This is a genomic window from Bradyrhizobium sp. (genome assembly GCF_035935975.1).
In the GTDB taxonomy this organism is placed as follows: Bacteria; Pseudomonadota; Alphaproteobacteria; order Rhizobiales; family Xanthobacteraceae; genus Bradyrhizobium.
The window spans coordinates 85,359-104,379 of sequence record NZ_DASYWN010000051.1 but is presented as its reverse complement, the minus strand read 5'-3'; the positions used below and the strand labels follow the sequence as shown (position 1 = coordinate 104,379).

General features: G+C 65.7%; 17 protein-coding genes. 10 read left to right on the top strand and 7 right to left on the bottom strand.

The window, feature by feature from the left end:
- Together fabB and fabA are read right to left on the bottom strand one after the other, a co-directional pair.
- Positions 1–1,224 (bottom strand): beta-ketoacyl-ACP synthase I, encoded by a 1,224-nt coding sequence (gene fabB, locus VGR99_RS30595; RefSeq protein ID WP_326903669.1) that lies wholly within the window; start codon positions 1,222–1,224, stop codon positions 1–3.
- 41 nt (positions 1,225–1,265) lie between these two features.
- Positions 1,266–1,787 (bottom strand): bifunctional 3-hydroxydecanoyl-ACP dehydratase/trans-2-decenoyl-ACP isomerase, encoded by a 522-nt coding sequence (gene fabA / locus VGR99_RS30590; protein WP_326903696.1) that lies wholly within the window; start codon positions 1,785–1,787, stop codon positions 1,266–1,268.
- 353 nt (positions 1,788–2,140) lie between these two features.
- On the opposite strand from fabA, the gene irrA reads away from it, so the two are divergent.
- Positions 2,141–2,629: an iron response transcriptional regulator IrrA gene (irrA, locus tag VGR99_RS30585; RefSeq protein ID WP_254114673.1), complete on the top strand. Its 489-nt coding sequence runs from the start codon at positions 2,141–2,143 to the stop codon at positions 2,627–2,629.
- Between the two features lie 72 nt (positions 2,630–2,701).
- On the opposite strand, the gene VGR99_RS30580 is transcribed toward irrA, so the two are convergent.
- Positions 2,702–3,232 (bottom strand): SH3 domain-containing protein, encoded by a 531-nt coding sequence (locus tag VGR99_RS30580; RefSeq protein ID WP_326903668.1) that lies wholly within the window; start codon positions 3,230–3,232, stop codon positions 2,702–2,704.
- A gap of 319 nt (positions 3,233–3,551) precedes the next feature.
- Here VGR99_RS30580 and VGR99_RS30575 point away from each other — a divergent pair, with 319 nt between their 5' ends.
- The gene (locus VGR99_RS30575; RefSeq protein WP_326903667.1) at positions 3,552–4,553 is read left to right on the top strand and encodes a D-glycerate dehydrogenase; all 1,002 of its coding nucleotides are present in this window, start codon (positions 3,552–3,554) and stop codon (positions 4,551–4,553) included.
- Positions 4,554–4,690: 137 nt separating this feature from the next.
- On the opposite strand, the gene VGR99_RS30570 is transcribed toward VGR99_RS30575, so the two are convergent.
- Positions 4,691–5,602, bottom strand: a complete 912-nt coding sequence (locus tag VGR99_RS30570) for a LysR family transcriptional regulator (protein WP_326903666.1) — start codon at positions 5,600–5,602, stop codon at positions 4,691–4,693.
- Positions 5,603–5,720: 118 nt separating this feature from the next.
- On the opposite strand from VGR99_RS30570, the gene VGR99_RS30565 reads away from it, so the two are divergent.
- Entirely contained in the window at positions 5,721–6,728 is a 1,008-nt protein-coding gene (locus VGR99_RS30565; RefSeq protein WP_326903665.1) for an aldo/keto reductase, read from the top strand.
- Positions 6,729–6,737: 9 nt separating this feature from the next.
- Here VGR99_RS30565 and VGR99_RS30560 read toward each other — a convergent pair whose 3' ends face one another.
- Positions 6,738–7,541 carry a molybdopterin-synthase adenylyltransferase MoeB gene (locus tag VGR99_RS30560; protein WP_326903664.1) on the bottom strand — a complete coding sequence of 268 codons (804 nt, stop codon included), beginning with the start codon at positions 7,539–7,541 and terminating at the stop codon, positions 6,738–6,740.
- 91 nt (positions 7,542–7,632) lie between these two features.
- Here VGR99_RS30560 and VGR99_RS30555 point away from each other — a divergent pair, with 91 nt between their 5' ends.
- Together VGR99_RS30555 and VGR99_RS30550 are read left to right on the top strand one after the other, a co-directional pair.
- Entirely contained in the window at positions 7,633–8,994 is a 1,362-nt protein-coding gene (locus VGR99_RS30555; protein WP_326903663.1) for a serine protease, read from the top strand.
- A 107-nt stretch (positions 8,995–9,101) separates the two neighbouring features.
- The gene (locus tag VGR99_RS30550; RefSeq protein ID WP_326903662.1) at positions 9,102–10,583 is read left to right on the top strand and encodes an aldehyde dehydrogenase; all 1,482 of its coding nucleotides are present in this window, start codon (positions 9,102–9,104) and stop codon (positions 10,581–10,583) included.
- Positions 10,584–10,807: 224 nt separating this feature from the next.
- Here VGR99_RS30550 and ggt read toward each other — a convergent pair whose 3' ends face one another.
- Positions 10,808–12,487, bottom strand: a complete 1,680-nt coding sequence (gene ggt, locus VGR99_RS30545) for a gamma-glutamyltransferase (RefSeq protein WP_326903661.1) — start codon at positions 12,485–12,487, stop codon at positions 10,808–10,810.
- 247 nt (positions 12,488–12,734) lie between these two features.
- On the opposite strand from ggt, the gene VGR99_RS30540 reads away from it, so the two are divergent.
- Positions 12,735–13,478 (top strand): ParA family protein, encoded by a 744-nt coding sequence (locus VGR99_RS30540; RefSeq protein WP_326903660.1) that lies wholly within the window; start codon positions 12,735–12,737, stop codon positions 13,476–13,478.
- A 219-nt stretch (positions 13,479–13,697) separates the two neighbouring features.
- On the opposite strand, the gene mutM is transcribed toward VGR99_RS30540, so the two are convergent.
- Positions 13,698–14,597, bottom strand: coding sequence for a bifunctional DNA-formamidopyrimidine glycosylase/DNA-(apurinic or apyrimidinic site) lyase (mutM, locus tag VGR99_RS30535; RefSeq protein ID WP_326903659.1), 900 nt, complete (start codon positions 14,595–14,597; stop codon positions 13,698–13,700).
- 81 nt (positions 14,598–14,678) lie between these two features.
- Between mutM and ubiE the strand changes: the two genes are divergently transcribed.
- Genes ubiE through dut form a run of 4 tightly spaced genes read left to right on the top strand, consistent with a single transcriptional unit; the run spans position 14,679 to position 18,975 of the window.
- Positions 14,679–15,440 (top strand): bifunctional demethylmenaquinone methyltransferase/2-methoxy-6-polyprenyl-1,4-benzoquinol methylase UbiE, encoded by a 762-nt coding sequence (gene ubiE / locus VGR99_RS30530; protein WP_326903658.1) that lies wholly within the window; start codon positions 14,679–14,681, stop codon positions 15,438–15,440.
- On the top strand, positions 15,437–17,011 hold the full coding sequence (ubiB, locus tag VGR99_RS30525) for a 2-polyprenylphenol 6-hydroxylase (RefSeq protein WP_326903657.1): 1,575 nt from the start codon (positions 15,437–15,439) through the stop codon (positions 17,009–17,011). Before ubiE ends, ubiB begins: the two co-directional genes overlap by 4 nt.
- Before the next feature lie 57 nt (positions 17,012–17,068).
- Entirely contained in the window at positions 17,069–18,520 is a 1,452-nt protein-coding gene (coaBC, locus tag VGR99_RS30520) for a bifunctional phosphopantothenoylcysteine decarboxylase/phosphopantothenate--cysteine ligase CoaBC (protein WP_326903656.1), read from the top strand.
- Positions 18,517–18,975 (top strand): dUTP diphosphatase, encoded by a 459-nt coding sequence (dut, locus tag VGR99_RS30515; protein ID WP_326903655.1) that lies wholly within the window; start codon positions 18,517–18,519, stop codon positions 18,973–18,975. The genes coaBC and dut overlap by 4 nt, the downstream gene beginning before the upstream one ends.
- Positions 18,976–19,021: the final 46 nt, after the last annotated feature.

The window sequence follows — 19,021 nt, the reverse complement described above, 5'->3', positions numbered from 1 at the left end:
TCACACATCCAGCCGGCTGAACACCAGCGTGGCGTTGGTGCCGCCGAAGCCGAACGAGTTCGACAGCACGGTGCCGATTTTGACGTTGTCGATGCGCTTGCGGACGATCGGCATGTCGGCGAACATAGGATCGAGCTCCTGGATGTGCGCGCTCTCGCAGATGAAGCCGTTGTTCATCATCAGCAGCGAGTAGATCGCCTCCTGCACGCCGGTCGCGCCCAGCGAATGGCCGGTCAGCGCCTTGGTCGCCGAGATCGGCGGGCACTTCTCGCCGCTTCCGAACACGCGGCGGAGCGCGTCGATCTCGGGAGGGTCGCCGGCCGGCGTCGAGGTCGCGTGCGGATTGATGTAATCGACCTTGGTCTTCACCGTCGACAGCGCCATGCGCATGCAGCGCTCGGCGCCTTCACCCGACGGCGCGACCATGTCGTAGCCGTCCGATGTCGCGCCATAGCCGACGATCTCGCCGTAGATGCGCGCGCCGCGTGCCTTGGCATGCTCGAGCTCTTCAAGCACCAGCACACCAGCACCGCCGGCAATCACGAAGCCGTCGCGGTTGACGTCGTAGGGACGCGAGGCGGTCGCGGGCGTGTCGTTGTACTTCGAGGACATCGCGCCCATCGCGTCGAACAGCACCGACAGCGACCAGTCCAGCTCCTCGCAACCGCCGGCGAAGATGACGTCCTGCTTGCCGATCTGGATCGTCTCATAGGCGTTGCCGACGCAATGGTTCGAGGTCGCGCAAGCCGAGGAGATCGAATAGTTCACGCCCTTGATCTTGAACCAGGTCGCGAGCGTCGCGGAGGCCGTGGAGGACATCGCCTTCGGCACTGCAAACGGTCCGACGCGCTTCGGTCCCTTGGTGCGGGTGATGTCGGCGGATTCGACGATGGTGCGCGCCGAGGGGCCGCCGGAGCCCATGATGATGCCGGTGCGGATGTTGGAAACTTCCTCGGGGCTCAGGCCGGAGTCCTGGATCGCCTGCTCCATCGCGATGTGATTCCACGCGGCGCCCTGGCCGAGGAAACGCATCGCACGGCGGTCGACGACCGTCGAAGGATCGAGCGTCGGCGCACCTTGCACCTGCGAACGGAAGCCGAGCTCGGCATATTTCTCAGCCCGCGAAATGCCCGACTTCGCCTCGTGAAGGCTCGCAAGCACCTCCTGGGTGTTGTTTCCGATGGACGAGACGATGCCCATCCCGGTGACCACAACCCGCCTCATGACAGCCTCGCCTAAATCGTTGTCTTTCTTGGTGATGCGCTTCAGCCCAGGCTCGTGCCCTGCTTGAACAGGCCGACCTTCAGATCCTTGGCGCGATAAATAATCTGGTCATCGACCGAAAGCCACCCGTCGGCGATGCCGAGCACGAGCTTTGAACGCATCACGCGTTTGATATCGACGTTGTACACAACCTTGCGGGCCTCGGGCAGCACCTGGCCGCTGAACTTCAGCTCGTTGAGGCCAAGCGCGCGACCGCGACCTTCACCCCCGGTCCAGCCCAGAAAAAAGCCGACCATTTGCCACAACGCATCGAGGCCGAGGCAGCCGGGCATCACCGGATCGTTCTTGAAGTGGCAGCCGAAGAACCAGAGGTCCGGCTTCACGTCGAGCTCGGCGCGCACCACGCCCTTGCCGAACTCGCCGCCATTGTCGTTGATTTCCGTGATGCGGTCGAACATGAGCATCGGCGGCAGCGGCAGCTGGGCATTGCCCGGACCGAACATCTCGCCGCGGGCACATGCCAGCAGATCTTCGTATTCGTAACCGTTGCGCCTGTTCAACATGCACTTGCCTCTGTTCAAATCCCGATTGAGCGGCGTTCTTTGGCGAAAATGGGCCCCGTCCAGGTCGGAGAGCAACGCCAATTGCCATTGTCGGGCGCCAACTCCCGCAAGCCCCGGATGGACTGCGGACCGAGCCTCCATGCCCGGCTGGGCCAAAATCGGCTAAGCGGAACCGCGGGCTCTCTAACACAGGCTATTTCGGTGGCAAAGCGCTCTCATGAAGGTAAAATGACGGGGTCCTCGCCCGGTTCCAGAGCTGATTAGAACCTCTCTAGTTGCGAGAAACTTGCATCTGCATCTTTCTGTTCTTATATTGCCTAGAGATATTGTTCACGCGTGCCCGAAATCTGGAAATGAGCGAGAATACCGCGCCCCATCACGACGACGACCATGCCGCGGCCCTTCTGTCCGGCCGTCAGCCGGCCCTGACGGGCTGCCCTTGGCACGACGTCAACGAAATGCTCCAGTCCGCCGGGCTCCGTCCGACGCGCCAGCGTATGGCGCTGGGCTGGCTCCTGTTCGGCAAGGGTGCGCGCCACCTCACGGCTGAAATGCTCTATGAGGAAGCCACGCTCGCCAAGGTTCCGGTGTCGCTGGCAACCGTCTACAACACGTTGAACCAGCTCACCGATGCCGGCCTGCTGCGTCAGGTCAGCGTCGACGGCACCAAGACCTATTTCGACACCAACGTCACCACCCACCACCACTATTACCTCGAGAACAGCCATGAGCTGGTCGACATCGAGGACCCGCATCTGGCGCTGTCCAAGATGCCGGAGGTGCCGGAAGGTTACGAGATCGCCCGCATCGACATGGTCGTGCGCCTGCGCAAGAAGCGCTGAGATCGATCCAAACCGCTGAATTTGCCGTCATGGCCGGGCCTCGTCCCGGCCATAGTCGTTTACGCCGGCAGGTCAGTTGACCTGCTCGTCCGAGTAGACGCCCCAGAGGCGTTCCTGCTGGATCCAGCCGTCAAAGCCGTTGCCGGTGACGCGGCACCAGTTTGCAGTGCACTTCTTCACCGTCGTGACGACACCGGCCTGGAGCCTGGCCGCAACCGCGCTGTCGGGATCGGCGCGGTCGTAGATCGGTGCGAGGTCGTCCTTATGCTTCATCGTGACGACCGCAGTGCGGCGGCCCGACAGCAGCGAGTGATAGACCCAGCCCTCGGCGCCCTCGGAATCGCGCACCCGGCGCCAGTTCTCGAACTCGGCGGTAATTTCGACCGGCAGGCCGGCGCGGGTGTAGACCCAAGCAACGTCATTGTCCTTGGTGGGACCGGCGCGGACGTTGACGTGGTCCGACTTGAGGCTGACATAGCGCGGCACGGGCAAGCCGCTCGCGGTCTGAGGCGTAGCGTCCTTGGCCGAGTGCCCGGGGCTGACCGAGGCGCTCAACCAGGTGCAAACGAGCGCCATCACCGAACAAAAACGCCCCAACGCCATCAACCCGTCTCCTGTCGAGGACCCAGCCGGGCCCTCACCCCAAGTTACAAAACCCTGCCATATCGGTCCCTGACCCGCCCCACACGGGTGTTCCGCAAGCCTGACCCGTGGTTCTTGTCTTGGCCCGGCCTTCTGCTAGAGAGGACGAACACGAGAACAACCAGTTTGCCCCGATTTTCCGGGTGGAAATGTCGGGAGAGCTTGAAGGAAACGCCGGGGACGACACGGCAAGGCCAGTGTCGAACAACCGGGTTAATGAGGCCTGAACAGCCCGCCTTTGGCGACAGAGGCGGCCTGCGACGTCTCATGAGAGCAGGACATGTCGGTGAAGAAAAAGCCCCTCGTCGTCGTGACGCGCAAGCTGCCGGATTCGATCGAGACGCGGATGCGCGAGCTGTTCGACGCGCGGATCAATCTCGAGGACACGCCGATGTCGGCCGATCAGCTTGCGGAAGCTGCGCGCACCGCCGACGTGCTGGTTCCGACCGTCACCGACCACATCACCGCCGACATCGTTAACCAGCCCGAGTGCAAGCTCCGCCTGATCGCCAATTTCGGTAACGGCGTCGACAATATCGACGTCGAAGCCGCGCATGCCCGCGGCATCACCGTCACCAACACGCCGAAGGTGCTGACCGAAGACACCGCCGACATGACCATGGCGCTGATCCTGGCCGTGCCGCGCCGGATGATCGAGGGCGCCTCGATCCTGACCGAAGGAAAGCCGTGGCCGGGCTGGTCGCCGACCTGGATGCTCGGCCACCGCATCGGGGGAAAGCGCCTCGGCATCATCGGCATGGGCCGCATCGGCCAGGCCGTGGCGCGCCGCGCCCGCGCCTTCGGCCTGCAGATCCACTATCACAACCGCCGTCCCGTCGCGCCGAAGATCGCCGAAGAGCTTGGCGCCACCTATTGGGAAAGCCTCGACCAGATGCTGGCGCGGATGGACATCATCTCGGTGAACTGCCCGCACACGCCGGCGACCTATCATCTGCTCTCGGCACGCCGGCTGAAGCTGATCCGGAAGGACGCCTACATCGTCAACACCGCGCGCGGCGAGGTCACCGACGAGGACACGCTGATCAAGCTGATCGAAGGCGGCGAGATCGGCGGCGCCGGCCTCGACGTCTACGAGCACGAGCCCGCGGTGAACCCGAAGCTCGTTCGCCTCGCCAAGGCCGGCAAGGTGACGCTGCTGCCGCATATGGGCTCGGCCACGATCGAAGGCCGCGTCGAGATGGGCGAGAAGGTGATCATCAACATCCGCACCTTCCTCGACGCCCACAAGCCGCCGGACCGCGTGCTGCCGAGCATGCTCTGAGACACGTTTGCTGCGCGCCAAGCTCTCCGTCCTCATCCTGAGGAGACCGCGAAGCGGTCGTCTCGAAGGATGGCCGCGGGCGAGATCCGGGCCTTCATGGTTCGAGACGGCGCTTCGCGCCTCCTCACCATGAGGGTCTACTGTCTGCGCGTTTCGCGCTTGCGCCAGTCTGCGACAAAATCGATGAACGCGCGCAGCGCGGGCGGCGTCTGGCGCCGGCTCGGGTAATACAGGAACGGGCCGGGAAACGGCTCGCACCAATCCTCCATCAGGCTGACCAGCGTGCCGGATTTCACGGCATCGCCGACATAGCCATCGAGCGTCGCCCAGATGCCGGCGCCGTCGAGCACAGCGCGCATCGCAAGGTTCATGTTGGTCGATATCAGCTTTGCCGGCGGATCGACCTTCACGAGCTGGCCCGCCTTCTCGAACTCGAGATCATGCATGACGCCGCTCGAATAGCGGGCGCGGACGCAATCGTGCTCGAGCAGATCCTTCGGATGACGCGGCCGGCCGCGGCGCGCGACGTAATCGGGCGAGGCGACAACGACGTAGCGCTGCGGGCCGCTCAGCGGGATCGCCACCATGTCCTGCGCGAGATGCTCGCCGTAACGCACGCCGGCGTCATAGCCCCCGCTCACGATGTCGACGAAACCGCTCTCGGAGACGATGTCGAGATCGACCTGCGGATGGACGCTGAGAAACGGGCCGACCATCGGCGCCAGCACGAGATCGACCGCCGGCGGCGGTGCGTTGATGCGCAGCCGGCCCGAGGCGACCTCGCGCAGGCCCCGCACCTGGTCCAGGGCGTCGCCGACGTCGCGCAGCGCCGGGGCGAGCCGCGAGAGCAGCAGCTCGCCCGCCTCGGTCAGCGCGACGCTGCGGGTGGTGCGGTTCATCAAGCGGACGCCGAGGCGCTCCTCCAGATCCCGCAGACGCTGGCTAAGGCTCGATACCGACACGCGAATTTCGATCGCCGCACGGCGGAAATTACGGGTGCGGGCAACCGCCACGAAAACATCGAGATCGCGCAGGTCGGGCTCAGCCATTGTTCGCTAATGTGAACAAGCCATTCTGGATTGTCCAGCTTATCGGCGTAATGGAGCAGGCGCATATCTGGCCTCGTCACGCGGCGCCATCAGCCGCGCTTTTTCGAGGAGAGCCATCATGGAACAGCGCAAACTCGGTTCGACCGGCCCCATTGTCTCCGCCCTCGGCCTCGGCTGCATGGGCATGTCCGAGGTCTACGGCCCCGCCGATCGCGGTGAGGCCATCGCCACGGTGCATGCAGCGCTCGATGCCGGCATCACGTTGCTGGACACCGGCGACTTCTACGCCATGGGCCACAACGAGATGCTGGTGCATGAGGCGCTGCAGAACGTGCCGCGCGACAAAGTGCAGATCAGCGTCAAGTACGGCGCGTTGCGCGGTCCCGCCGGTGAATTCGCCGGCATGGACACCCGGCCAGCCGCGACGAAGAACTTCCTCGCCTATTCGCTGCAGCGGCTCGGCACCGACTATGTCGACGTCTATCGCCCGGCGCGGCTCGACCCCAGCATTCCCATCGAGGAAACGATCGGCGGCATCGCTGATCTCGTGAAGGCCGGCTACGTCAGGCACATCGGCCTGTCCGAGGTCGGCTCCGCCACCATCCGTCGCGCACACGCCGTGCATCCGATCGCCGATCTCCAGATCGAATATTCGCTGATCGAACGCGGCATCGAGCGCGACATCTTGCAGACCTGCCGCGAGCTCGGCATCGCCATCACCGCTTACGGCGTGCTCGCGCGCGGCCTGATCAGCGGCCATTGGTCGAAGGACTCAGGCAAGGCCGGTCGCGACTACCGGCTGATGACGCCGCGCTTCCAGGGATCGAATCTCGACGCCAATCTCGCGCTGGTGGAGCAGTTGCGCGCGATCGCTACCGAGATCGGCGCAACGCCGGCGCAAGTCGCGATCGCCTGGGTCGCCGCACAAGGCAAGGAGATCGTGCCGCTGGTCGGCGCGCGTACCCGCAACCGTCTCACCGAAGCGCTCGGCGCGACCGAGGTGGCGCTGACGCAGGCTCATCTCGCAGCGCTGGCCAAGGCGTTTCCGCCCAATGTCGCCGCCGGCACGCGCTACGCGGCCGAGCAGATGGCGCATCTGGACAGCGAGAAGCCGGCGACGCGGTAACGGCTTCGATCAGTCGCGATGGGCGCTGAGATCGGTGATCACAGGCCCGTCGCCATTGAGCGGATTGGCGGGATCGCGCGCATAACGCAGCGTCTCGAAGCGCATCGCGCGCGCATCGATCATCAGGAGGCGGCCGACCAGGCCGTCGCCGAACCCGACGATCTCACGGATCGCCTCCAGCGCCATCATCGAGCCGAGCACGCCCGCGAGCGCGCCCATCACGCCGGCCTCGGCGCAGGCCGGCACCGTGCCGGGCGGCGGGGCCTCCGGAAACAGGCAGCGATAGGTCGGATTGAACTCACCCTGCTCGTTGGTCTCATGCGCGCGGATGGTGGTGAGCGAGCCGTCGAAAGTGCCGAGCGCCGCCGTGATCAGCGGCCGCTTCGCGAAGAAGCAGGCGTCCGAGACCAGATAGCGCGTCGAGAAATTGTCGGAACCGTCGAGCACGAGATCGTAGTCGCCGATCAGGCTGAGCGCATTGTCGGCATTGAGCCAGGTGGCGTGCCCGACGAAGCGGACATGCGGATTGAGCGCCGCGATCCGCTCGGCCGCGCTCTCGACCTTGTGCCGGCCGATATCAGGCGTCGTGTGGATCACCTGGCGCTGCAGATTGGACAGCGAGACCACGTCGTCATCGACCACGCCGAGCGTGCCGATGCCGGCGGCAGCGAGATACATCAGCGCGGGCGCGCCGAGCCCGCCGGCGCCGATCACCAGCGCGGAGGCCTTTTTCAGCGCGGCCTGGCCGGGACCACCGACATCGCGCAGCACGATATGGCGGGCATAGCGTTCGAGTTCGTCCGGGCTCAGCACCTTCTCTTACTCCTGAACCACCCCAACATTGTTCGCGACCAACGAGATGTGCTTCAATGGCAGCACGTTCAATGGGCTGGCTGGATTTGTCATGAGATCGATGCTTGCGGCAACACTGATGTTGGCGTCCGCCACGGGTGCGAGCGCCCAGATGACGACGTCGCAGGTCCCCGGCACCAAGCCGAAGACGGTCCAGACCGTGCCGATCCAGCCGCCCGCCCTGCAAACGGCATCGGAAACGGCCAATGCGATGGCGCAGGCCGAGCGGCTGTCGCTTCAGTCCGACCTCGCCTGGGTCGGCGAATATAACGGCGCCATCACCGGCGACGTCAGCGAGCGCATGGTCAACGCCATCAAGGAATACCAGAAGAACAAGGGCGGCAAGCCGACCGGCGTGCTCAATCCGCAGGAGCGCGCCGCGCTCGCCGAGACCGCGCGGCGCAAGCAGGAGGGCGTCGGCTGGAGGATCGTCACCGAGATGACCAGCGGCGCGCGGCTCGGCATTCCCTCAAAACTGGTGCCGCAGCAGGTCACCGACGCCAACGGCTCGAAATGGACCTCGCCGACCGGAACCGTGCAGATATCGCTCAGCCGCCGCAAGGAGGCGAACCCGACCACGGCAAAGCTCGCGGATGCCGAGAAGAAGGAGCCTACGGGGCGCAAGATCGACTACACCGTGGTGAAGCCCGATTTCTTCGTGCTGTCGGGATTGCAGGGCCTGAAGAAATTCTACGTGCGCGGCACCTTCAAGGGCGATGAAGTCCGCATCATGACGATCCTCTATGACCAGGCGACCGAGAACACGGTCGAGCCGGTCGTGATCGCGATGTCGAGCGCGTTCAATGCGTTTCCATCGGGGCCGCAAGCCGGACCGCCGCCGCGCAAGACCGTCGAATACGGCACCGGCATCGTCGTCAGCGACGATGGCGCGATCGTCTCCGACCGCCTCGTCACCGACAGCTGCCTCGCGATCACGATCGCGGGCTATGGCAGCGCCGACCGCCTCGCCGAGGACAAGGAGCACGATCTCGCGCTGCTGCACATCTACGGCGCGCGCGGATTGAAGCCGCTCAGCCTCGCCGGTGGCGCGGCGAAGGCGAGTGTCGATGTCATCGGCATCGCCGATCCGCAAAGCCAGGGCGGCGCGGCGGGCGTGTCGAGCGTCAAAGGCGCGCTTTCGCCGGTGACATCAAGCGATTCCGCGCTGACCCCTCCGCCTGCAGTCGGCTTCTCCGGCGGCCCCGCCATCGATGGGGACGGCAAATTCGCCGGCGTCGCGCTGCTGAAGCCTGCAGTGATCGCAGGACCCGCAACGTCTGTGCCGGCATCACAGGCGGTGATGGTCTCAGCAGAAACGGTGCGTGATTTCCTGAAGGCGAACGCCGTCAGCGCGAACGGCACATCGACCGATGCAAAAGCCGCCGTCGTGCGCGTGATCTGCGTGCGGAAGTAGCAGAGCAGCCGCAACTTTTGTGAGTGGCTTCGCCGCAACGAAGTCACGGAAGCCGTGCTAGCCTCCCCTCCAGACGCAATCGTAATGCGCCCCGACGGGAGGAAATCATGAAAACCTATCAGCTCTATATCAACGGCGAGTATGTCGATCCCGCCAATGGCGAGTGGTTCGACTCGATCGATCCTTATCAAGGCAAGCCCTGGGCAAAGATTCCGCGCGGATCGGCTGCCGATGCCGACAAGGCCGTGAAGGCCGCCAACGAGGCGATGTGGCGCGGTCCATGGGCGAAGATGACGGCCTCGGCCCGCGGCAAGGTGATGCGCAAGCTCGGCGATCTGGTCGCAGCGAATGCGGAGCGCCTCGCCGAGATCGAGGTGCGCGACAACGGAAAGCTGATGGCGGAGATGCACGGCCAGCTCCGCTACCATCCGGAATGGTGGTGGTACTTCGGCGGGCTCGTCGACAAGCTGGAGGGCGGCCTCGTGCCGATCGACAAGGCCGACACTTTTGCCTACACGACGCATGAGCCCGTCGGCGTCGTAGCCGCGCTGACCGCCTGGAACTCGCCGCTGCTCTTTGTCGCATGGAAATGCGCCGCAGCTCTCGCCGCCGGGTGCGCCGTCGTCGTCAAGCCATCCGAGTTCACCTCGGCGAGCACGCTCGAATTCGCCGCGCTGACGAAGGAGGCCGGGCTTCCCGACGGCATCTTCAACGTCGTCACCGGCTTCGGTCCGGAGATCGGCAGCGAGCTGATCTCGCATCCCGGTGTCGCCAAGATCACCTTCACCGGCTCGGACACCACGGGCGCACGGGTCTATGAGACTGCCGCGCGCAGCCTGAAGCGGGTATCGCTGGAGCTCGGCGGCAAGTCGCCCAACATCGTGTTCGAGGATGCCGACCTCGCCGCGGCCGCCGCCGGCGCCGTCTCCGGCATCTTCGCCGCGACGGGCCAGACCTGTATCGCCGGATCGCGCCTGCTCGTGCAGCGCTCGATCAAGGACAAGTTCGTGGACCGCCTGCTCGAGCTCGCGCGCTCCGCCAAGATCGGCAATCCCATGCAGGCCGACACGAATATCGGTCCTGTCACGACGCCCGCGCAATACAAGAAGATCCTCGACTATATCGACATCGCGAAGGCTGAAGGCGCGCGCTGCCTGCTTGGCGGCAAGCCGGCCTCCGGCGAAGGCATCATGGGCGGCCAGTTCGTCGAGCCGACCATCTTTACCGATGTCGACAATTCCATGCGGATCGCGCGCGAAGAGGTGTTCGGGCCGGTGCTCTCGATCATCGCCTTCGATACCGAGGAGGACGCCATCCGCATCGCCAATGACACGATCTATGGCCTGGCGGCCGGCATCTGGACCCGTGATCTGGCGCGCGCCATCCGCGTGCCGAAGCAACTGCGCGCCGGAACCGTCTGGGTGAACACTTATCGCGCCATCAGCTACATGATGCCATTCGGCGGCATGAAGCATTCCGGCGTCGGCCGCGAGAGCGGCATCGACGCGGTGCGCGAATATCAGGAGACGAAGAGCGTGTGGATCTCGACCGCGACGGAGGTGCCGGCGAATCCGTTCGTCATGCGGTAGGACAGGGCGATTGTTGTCTCCTCTGCGACGCCTGACTGCGGCGCGCATCTGGATGAGCACGCGAGGCGCCGCGACATTCACAACTCTCGTGTCCCGGACGCGACGCAGCGCGAAGCGGTGCGGCGCTGAGCCGGGACCCAATTCCCCGAAGCCCGCGAGAATTTTTCTGGGCCCCGGCTCAGCAGCGCACCACTGCGTGATGCGCTGCGTCCGGGGCACGAGGACTAACTCAACCTGAACCGCACCCCGCTCTTCGCAAGACCACCCGAGATCCCGACCGGGGTGCCGTCGGCGCGCCAGCAGGCGGCGCCGGTCATGGTGCCGTCGTCGTGGAAGGCGATGCCGTTCATGCCGCCGGCAACCGTCGCAACCGGCTGCACCTTGTGGCCGAGCGCGGCGAGCTTTGTGCGCACGCTCTCCGGAACCTTCTGCTCGACCTCGAGCGCGTTGCCTTCGGTCCAGACCCGCGGCGCCTCGACGGCTTCCTGCAGGCTCATGCCGTGATCGATCAGATTGACCAGCGCCTGCATCGCGCTCGGGAAGATGCGCTTGCCTCCGGGCAGGCCGAGCGCATAGCGCAGCTTGCCGTCGCGCAGCGCCATCATCGGCGACATCGAGGTCGTCACGCGCTTGCCGGGAGCCAGCGACAGCGCGTGGCCCGGACGCGGATCGAACAGGTTCATGTAATTGTTGGCGATGGCGCCGAGGCCCGGGATCATGATCTTGGCGCCGAACAGATTGTTGATGGTCTGCGTGGTCGCGACCACGTTGCCTAAGCTGTCGGCCGCCGTCATGTGCGTGGTATGCGCGCCTTCGAGCTGCGTCACGCCGGCGCCAAAAGCCTGCGCGCGCGCCGGATCGATGGCGCGGCGGCGCTCCTCGGCGTAGGCCTTTGACGTCAGCTTTTCCACGGGCACGCCGACATAGTCAGGATCGCCGCTGGCCGCGGCGCGATCGGCAAAGGCGATCTTCAGGACCTCGGCGAGGTAATGAATGGTCTCTGATGTGCCGAAGCCGAGCCCGCCGATATCGTAGCCCTCCAGAATGTTCAGCATCTGCGCGATGTGCACACCGGACGCCGCAGGCGGCGGCGGGCCGAAGATGGTCCAGCCGCGATAGTCGGCGCGGATCGGCTGCCGCTCGACCGTCTTGTAGCTGGTGAGATCGTTGCGGCGGATGAAGCCGCCGGTCTTTTCCATGTAGTCGGCGAGGATGTCACCGAGCGGCCCTTCGTAGAGGGCTTGCTCGCCGTGATCGGCGATATAGCGCAGCGTCTCGGCATATTCGGACTGCACCACGCGCTCGCCGACCTTCAGCGGCTCGCCGTCAGGCAGATAGATCGCCGCGATCGGCTTGTCCTTGCGCATCTCGGCGGCGCTCTCGCTGATGCATTCGTGCAGATAGGGCGTCGCCGCATAGCCGCGCGCGGCGTGCTTGATCGCGGGCTGCATGACATCGGCCAGCGGCATGGTGCCGAACCGGCGCAGCGTCTCGCACCAGGCTTTCAGCGAGCCCGGCGTCGCCACCGCCTTCGGGCCGTTGAGGTTCTCGTTGCCGATTGTGTCGAACACGTCATGGGCTGAGCCCGGCTTCGAGGTGTAGGTGGTGTCGCGTACCGCGGCGGGCACGGTGCTCTGGCCGTCGATGAAGCGGTGGCTGCCGTCAGCGAGGCGGATATGCGCCATGCCACCGCCGATGATGCCGACCATCATCGGCTCGACCACGGTCAGCGTGAACAGGGTGGCGATCGCGGCATCGATGGCGTTGCCGCCGGCGGCCAGCATCTCGGCGCCGGCGCTGGAGGCCAGCGGATGGTTGCTCACCACCATGCCGCGGCTCGAGACCGCCGGCATCTTCTGGCAATCAAAGGTGGTCGCCGTCCGGTCGCGCCAATTGCCGCTCATTCCGCATGCCCCTCTCATTCACGGCGGCGAGCACATCATGCGCGCGACAACGGGTCCAGTGTTGGTACGGATTGGCTGGCATTCCCGATTCTGCCATCATCGTACCCGTTGATTCGGACATCCGCGGTCCCCCTTTGGACCGGGCAGGGCACGTCCTGAGCAAGAAGAGCTCAGCATCGAGAAGCGATGCACGTTCGCGTGTGGCGTTACCCCAAAGACCCAGGCATTCCAAAGGAATCGACTTCCCATGCATACGATCGTACTGGCCACCCAAAAGGGCGGCAGTGGCAAGAGCACGCTCGCCATCGGCCTCGCGCTGGCTGCCAAGCAGGCCGGCTTCACCGTCCGCCTGATCGAAACCGACCCGCAGGGCACCCTGTCCAACTGGCAGCGCCGCCGCAACAATGACGACATCGTCGTCGAGCCGATCTATCAAGCCGCCAACATCGAGCCGCGCCTGAAGATGCTGGCCGACAGCGGCCTCCAGATCGCGATCGTCGACACCGCGGCCGGCCTCAGCGCCGCCACCACCGCCGCGATCCGCCATTCCGACCTCTGCCTGATCCCGGCCCGCCCGAGCGTCGCCGACATCGAGGCGACCATCTCGACGCTGAGCGTCGCGCGCGCCTGGAAGCGGCCCTACAGCTTCGTGCTGAACCAGACGCCGATCCGCGGCCAGCGCATCGACAATGCCGCGGTCGCCCTCGCCGAGGAAGCCGCGCTCGATCTCGCGGACGTGCTGGCACGCCCGCTGATCGTGATGCGCAACGATCACCAGGACGCACTCGCCTCAGGCCTCGCCGTCAGCGAATTCGCGCCGAACGGCAAGTCGGCCGACGAGATTCGCGGCCTCTGGCGCTGGATCGAGACCCGTCTCGAACTCGAAGCCACCACCGATGTGCTGATCGACCAGGTCATCTCGGCCGCCGACGGCGTGCTGCACATCGCCGCCGAACAGGCTGCGGACGAGACCAAGATCCTGGCGTCCTGAGCGGGGCAATCGCTCTGACGACAGCCGGCCCTTCACCATCCGGAAGGGCCCCAACGACGAAGCAATCCGGCCACCAGCCCAGCCGGATTGCTTCGCTTCGTGTTTTTTGAGGAGGGCTCTCTTGTAGCCCGGATGGAGCGAAGCGAAATCCGGGAAAATCTTTCCGCGGAAAGTCTGGACCCGGATTGCGCTACGCTCCATCCGGGCTACGGCGCTGCGTCACTTCTGGCACTTCGAGCACCAGAACGTCGACCGGCCGTTCTGGGTGAAACGCTTGACCGTGCCGCCGCAGCCGGGCGTCGTGCATTTCTCGCCCTCGCGGTCGTAGACCTTGAAGGAGTGCTGGAAATAGCCGAGCTCGCCCGAGGTCTGGCGATGATCGCGCAGTGACGATCCGCCGGCCTTGATGGCGTCGTTGAGCACGGTGTGGATCGCGCTGACCAATCGCTTGGCATGATCGGTCGGCTCGCCGCCGCCCACGCCCTTGCGACCCTTGGTCGCGAGCGTCGCCGCGATCCGGCGCGGCGACAAATGCGAGCGATGCAGCGCCTCGCACACATAGATGTTGCCGAGGCCTGCGACCACGCGCTGGTCGAGTAGCGCCGCTTTGAGGCTGGTCGTTTTGCCCTCGCACGACCTTGCCAGCATCGCCGCGTCGAACTCGTTGCCGAGCGGCTCGGGGCCGAGGTCACGCAGCAGCGGCTCGTCCTCGAGCGCGTTGCGCGCGATCACTTTCATGTAACCGAAGCGGCGCGGGTCGTTGAACACGATGTCGGCGCCGGAAGACATCCGAAACAGCACGTGATCGTGCGTGGAATCCTTAGCCTTGGCATAGTGAAACTCGCCGGGCACAGCCTCGTTGTCCGGCTTGATGACGCGGAACGAGCCCGACATGCCAAGATGCATCAGCAGCACGTCGCCGGAGGCGAGATCGGCCATGAGATATTTTGCACGGCGGCCGAGCCCGGTGACGACCTGCCCCTGGAGCCGGGCCACGAAATCCGGCTGGAACGGAAAGCGCAGATCCGGCCGGCGGGCCTCCGCGACGACGATTTTCGCCCCCTCCATGACGGGTTGAAGGCCGCGGCGGACGGTCTCGACTTCGGGCAATTCAGGCATGGTCAGGCATTCACCTTATGAAGGCGGTGTGATAGCGCCATTGCGGCGGGCAGGCTATGGTCCGCCTCGTGGAGTAGAGTAATGGATCGACCGGGCGAAACCACGCATTTTGGCTTCAGGGACGTCCCCCTGGGCGACAAGCAGACGCTGGTGAACGATGTGTTTCACAGCGTGGCGTCGCGCTATGATTTGATGAACGATTTGATGTCCGGCGGCCTGCACCGGGTCTGGAAGGACATCATGATCACCGCGCTCGACCCGCCCCGGAGCGACCGGCCGTTCGCGTTGCTCGACGTTGCCGGCGGTACCGGCGACATCTCGTTCCGCGCCGCCAAGGCGGCAGGCGCGGGCTTCCATGCCACCGTCTGCGACATCAATTCCGACATGCTGGCCGTGGGCCGCGAGCGTGCCGCCAAGCGCCATCTCGATACCCAGGTCGATTTCGTCGAGGGCAATGCCGAGGCGCTGGCCTTCGCCGACCGCAGCTTCGACGCATATACGATCGCGTTCGGCATTCGCAACGTGCCCCAGATCGACAAGGCGCTGCGCGAGGCCTATCGCGTGCTCAGACCCGGCAGCCGCTTCCTGTGCCTGGAATTCTCCACCGTCGAGATGCCCGGCCTCGACAAGATCTATGACCTGTTCTCGTTCAAGGTGATCCCGCCGCTCGGCCGCATGGTCACGGGCGACGCCGAGTCCTACCAGTATCTGGTCGAATCGATCCGTAAGTTTCCGAAACCCAACACCTTCGCCGACATGATCCGCGACGCCGGCTTTTCCCGCGTCAGCTGGCAGACCTTGTCCGGCGGCATCGTCGCACTGCATTCGGGCTGGCGTTTGTGATCTCTGCCTTCACCCACATTGCGCGCCTGATGCGCGCCGCGTTCGTGTTTGCGCGCGAGGGCGTGTTCGGCTCCGTCGATCCGAGCCTGGTGCCGCCGCCCGGGCAGCTCGCGCTGAAACTCGCCCGCCTCGTCGAACGCCGCGGCGTCAAGCAGGGACCCCGGATCTCACGCGCGCTGACGCGGATGGGGCCGGCCTATCTCAAGCTCGGCCAGTTCCTGGCGACGCGCCCTGATGTCGTCGGCTTCAACATGGCCCGCGACCTCGAAAGCCTGCAGGATCGCCTGCCACCGTTTTCGCAGGCCGAAGCTGAGGCCGCCATCGCGACGTCGCTGGAGCGGCCCCTGAAGGATGTGTTCGTGAGCTTCGGTCCGCCGGTCGCGGCCGCCTCGATCGCACAGGTGCATCGCGGCGAGGTGCTGCGCGACGGCATCCGCAAGGCGGTCGCGGTCAAGGTGCTCAGGCCGAACGTGGCGTCGCGCTTCCGCCGCGACCTCTCCGACTTCTTCTTCGTCGCACACAAGGCAGAGACCTATTCGGCCGAGGCGCGGCGGCTGCGCCTCGTCGAGGTCATCAACACCATGTCGCGTTCGGTCGCGATGGAGATGGATCTGCGGCTGGAAGCCGCCGCGCTGTCCGAGATGGCGGAGAACACGCAGGACGATCCTGATTTCCGCGTGCCGACCGTCGACTGGGACCGCACCACGCACAACGTGCTGACGATGGAGTGGATCGACGGCATCGCGCTGAACGACCACAAGCGCCTGGCAGAGGCGCATGTCGATCTGCCCGATCTCGGCCGCAAGGTGATCCAGAGCTTTCTGCGCCACGCGCTGCGCGACGGCTTCTTCCACGCCGACATGCATCCGGGCAATCTGTTCCTCGATGATGCCGGCCGCCTTGTCGCGGTCGATTTCGGCATCATGGGCCGGCTCGGCATGAAGGAGCGGCGCTTCCTCGCCGAAATCCTGCTCGGCTTCATCACCCGCGACTATCGTCGCGTCGCCGAAGTGCATTTCGAGGCGGGCTACGTGCCTGCGCATCACTCGGTCGAGAACTTTGCGCAGGCCATCCGCGCCATCGGCGAGCCGATCCACAACCGCACCGCCGAGGAGATCTCGATGGCGCGGCTGCTGACGCTGCTGCTCGAGGTCACCGGCCTGTTCGACATGACGACGCGGCCCGAATTGATCCTGCTGCAGAAGACCATGGTCGTGGTCGAGGGCGTGGCCCGCGGCTTCGACCCCAAGCTCGACATCTGGAAGGTTGCCGATCCCGTGGTGCGCGAATGGATCGAGCGCAATCTCGGCCCGATCGGCCGGGTGCAGGGCGCGCTGGCCGGTGGCGGCGACATCGCCCGCGTGCTGATGCGCCTGCCCGACATCGTGCAGCGCTCGGTCACGGTGCTCGAGCAGCTCGAGGCCATGACGCGGGACGGCATTCGGCTGTCGCCGGAGAGCATCGCCGCGATGGGGCGCAGCGAAGGCCGCAAGAACCGCTGGCGCACCGTGGCGCTCTGGATCATCGCCGCCACCTTCATCGGAATCCTGATCGCCGTCCGGAATCTCTGATTGCACTGCAATCACACGGATGATAGCATCGCTGTCATTCCGTGCTGGAGGGGCGTCATGGCAAGCCTGACCATCCGCAAGCTCGACGACGCCGTCAAAGACTATCTGCGGCTGCGCTCGGCCAAGAACCACAGGTCGGTCGAGGAAGAAGTCCGGGTCATCCTGCGGGAGCTGATCGAGGGCAGGGAGGAGCCGCTGACGCCGTTTTCGGCGCCGCCGGCCCTATCCGCCGCCCCCACGCCCCACCGCACCGGCGCCGTCCCCGAGGCCAGTGTCACCCTGATCATCGGCGGCGGGATCGCGGCCTACAAGTCGCTCGACCTGATCCGCCGGCTGAAGGAGCGGCGCATCGAGGTCCGCTGCGTGCTGACCAAGGCGGCGCAGCAATTCGTCACGCCGCTGGCCGTGAGCGCGCTGTCGCATGAGCGCGTCTACACCGACCTGTTCGACCCCCAGAGCGAGTTCGACGCCGGTCACATCCGCCTCGCCCGCGAGTGCGATCTGATCGTGGTGGCGCCGGCGACCGCCGACCTGATGGCGAAGATGGCCAACGGCCATGCCGACGATCTCGCCAGCGCCATCCTGCTCGCGGCCAATCGCAAGATCCTGCTGGCGCCGGCGATGAACCCGCTGATGTGGAACAACGCCGCCACCCGCCGCAACGTCGCGCAGCTCCAGCGCGACGGCGGCGTCGTGCTGGTCGGACCCAATTCCGGCGAGATGGCGGAGGCCGGCGAGGCCGGCGTCGGCCGCATGTCGGAAGCGATCGAGATCGCCACCGCCGCCGAGCGTCTGCTGCGGCCGCCGGCGCCGCGCCCGCTCGCCGGCAAGCGCGTGCTGATCACCGCGGGTCCCACGCATGAGCCGATCGATCCGGTGCGCTATATCGCCAACCGTTCCTCCGGCAAGCAGGGCTTTGCCATCGCCGCCGCAGCACAAGCTGCCGGCGCCGAGGTGATTTTGGTCAGCGGCCCGGTCGATCTCGACGATCCCGCCGGCGTCACCGTCAGGCATGTCGAATCCGCGCGGCAGATGCTGGAGCAGGTGCAGGCCGCGCTTCCCGCCGACATCGCCATCTTCGCGGCCGCGGTGGCCGACTGGCGCGTCGCCAATGAGGGCGAGCAGAAGCTGAAGAAGACCTCGGCCGGCATGCCGCCGCTTCAGCTGGTCGAGAACCCCGACATCCTCGCGACGATCTCGAAGCTGACCGACAAGCGCCCGCCGCTGGTGATCGGCTTTGCCGCCGAGACCGAGCATCTCATCGACAACGCCAAATCGAAGCTCGCCCGCAAGGGCTGCGACTGGATCGTCGCCAACGACGTCTCGCCCGCCACCGGCGTGATGGGCGGCGACCGCAACACCGTGCACCTCATCAGCAAGAATGCTGAGAACAACGGCGAGATCATTGTTGATTCCTGGCCGGTGATGACCAAGGAACAGGTCGCCGTCGAACTGGTCGCACATGTCGCAAGAAGCGTGACCGGCAAATCCCTGGAGTCCGCGTCTTGAGCACGAAGGTCACCGTCGAACTGCAACGCCTCGCCCACGCCGAAGGCCTGCCGCTGCCGGCCTATCAGACCGCGGAAGCTGCCGGTCTCGACTTGATGGCGGCGGTGCCGGAGGGCGAGCCGATGACGCTCGCCCCCGGCCAATATGCGCTGGTACCGACCGGCCTTGCGATCGCATTGCCGCCCGCCTTTGAAGCCCAGGTGCGGCCGCGCTCGGGGCTTGCCGCCAAGCACGGCGTCACCGTGCTGAACTCGCCGGGCACGATCGACGCCGACTACCGCGGCGAGATCAAGGTGATCCTGATCAACCACGGCACCGCGCCGTTCGTGATCAAGCGCGGCGAGCGCATCGCTCAGATGGTGATCGCGCCCGTGGTGCAGGCCGCGCTGGTTCCCGTCGCGGAATTGTCCGAAACCGATCGCGGCGCCGGCGGCTTCGGCTCGACCGGCCGCTAACACGCGGAAATCCCAGTCGAATCATCCCGCAGAAGCACGTGGACGG

Coding starts and splice junctions, on each gene's coding strand:
- fabB (WP_326903669.1), bottom strand. CDS start 1,224: ATGAGGCGGGTTGTGGTCACCGGGATGGGCATCGTCTCGTCCATCGGA.
- fabA (WP_326903696.1), bottom strand. CDS start 1,787: ATGTTGAACAGGCGCAACGGTTACGAATACGAAGATCTGCTGGCATGT.
- irrA (WP_254114673.1), top strand. CDS start 2,141: ATGAGCGAGAATACCGCGCCCCATCACGACGACGACCATGCCGCGGCC.
- VGR99_RS30580 (WP_326903668.1), bottom strand. CDS start 3,232: ATGGCGTTGGGGCGTTTTTGTTCGGTGATGGCGCTCGTTTGCACCTGG.
- VGR99_RS30575 (WP_326903667.1), top strand. CDS start 3,552: ATGTCGGTGAAGAAAAAGCCCCTCGTCGTCGTGACGCGCAAGCTGCCG.
- VGR99_RS30570 (WP_326903666.1), bottom strand. CDS start 5,602: ATGGCTGAGCCCGACCTGCGCGATCTCGATGTTTTCGTGGCGGTTGCC.
- VGR99_RS30565 (WP_326903665.1), top strand. CDS start 5,721: ATGGAACAGCGCAAACTCGGTTCGACCGGCCCCATTGTCTCCGCCCTC.
- VGR99_RS30555 (WP_326903663.1), top strand. CDS start 7,633: ATGAGATCGATGCTTGCGGCAACACTGATGTTGGCGTCCGCCACGGGT.
- VGR99_RS30550 (WP_326903662.1), top strand. CDS start 9,102: ATGAAAACCTATCAGCTCTATATCAACGGCGAGTATGTCGATCCCGCC.
- ggt (WP_326903661.1), bottom strand. CDS start 12,487: ATGAGCGGCAATTGGCGCGACCGGACGGCGACCACCTTTGATTGCCAG.
- VGR99_RS30540 (WP_326903660.1), top strand. CDS start 12,735: ATGCATACGATCGTACTGGCCACCCAAAAGGGCGGCAGTGGCAAGAGC.
- mutM (WP_326903659.1), bottom strand. CDS start 14,597: ATGCCTGAATTGCCCGAAGTCGAGACCGTCCGCCGCGGCCTTCAACCC.
- ubiE (WP_326903658.1), top strand. CDS start 14,679: ATGGATCGACCGGGCGAAACCACGCATTTTGGCTTCAGGGACGTCCCC.
- coaBC (WP_326903656.1), top strand. CDS start 17,069: ATGGCAAGCCTGACCATCCGCAAGCTCGACGACGCCGTCAAAGACTAT.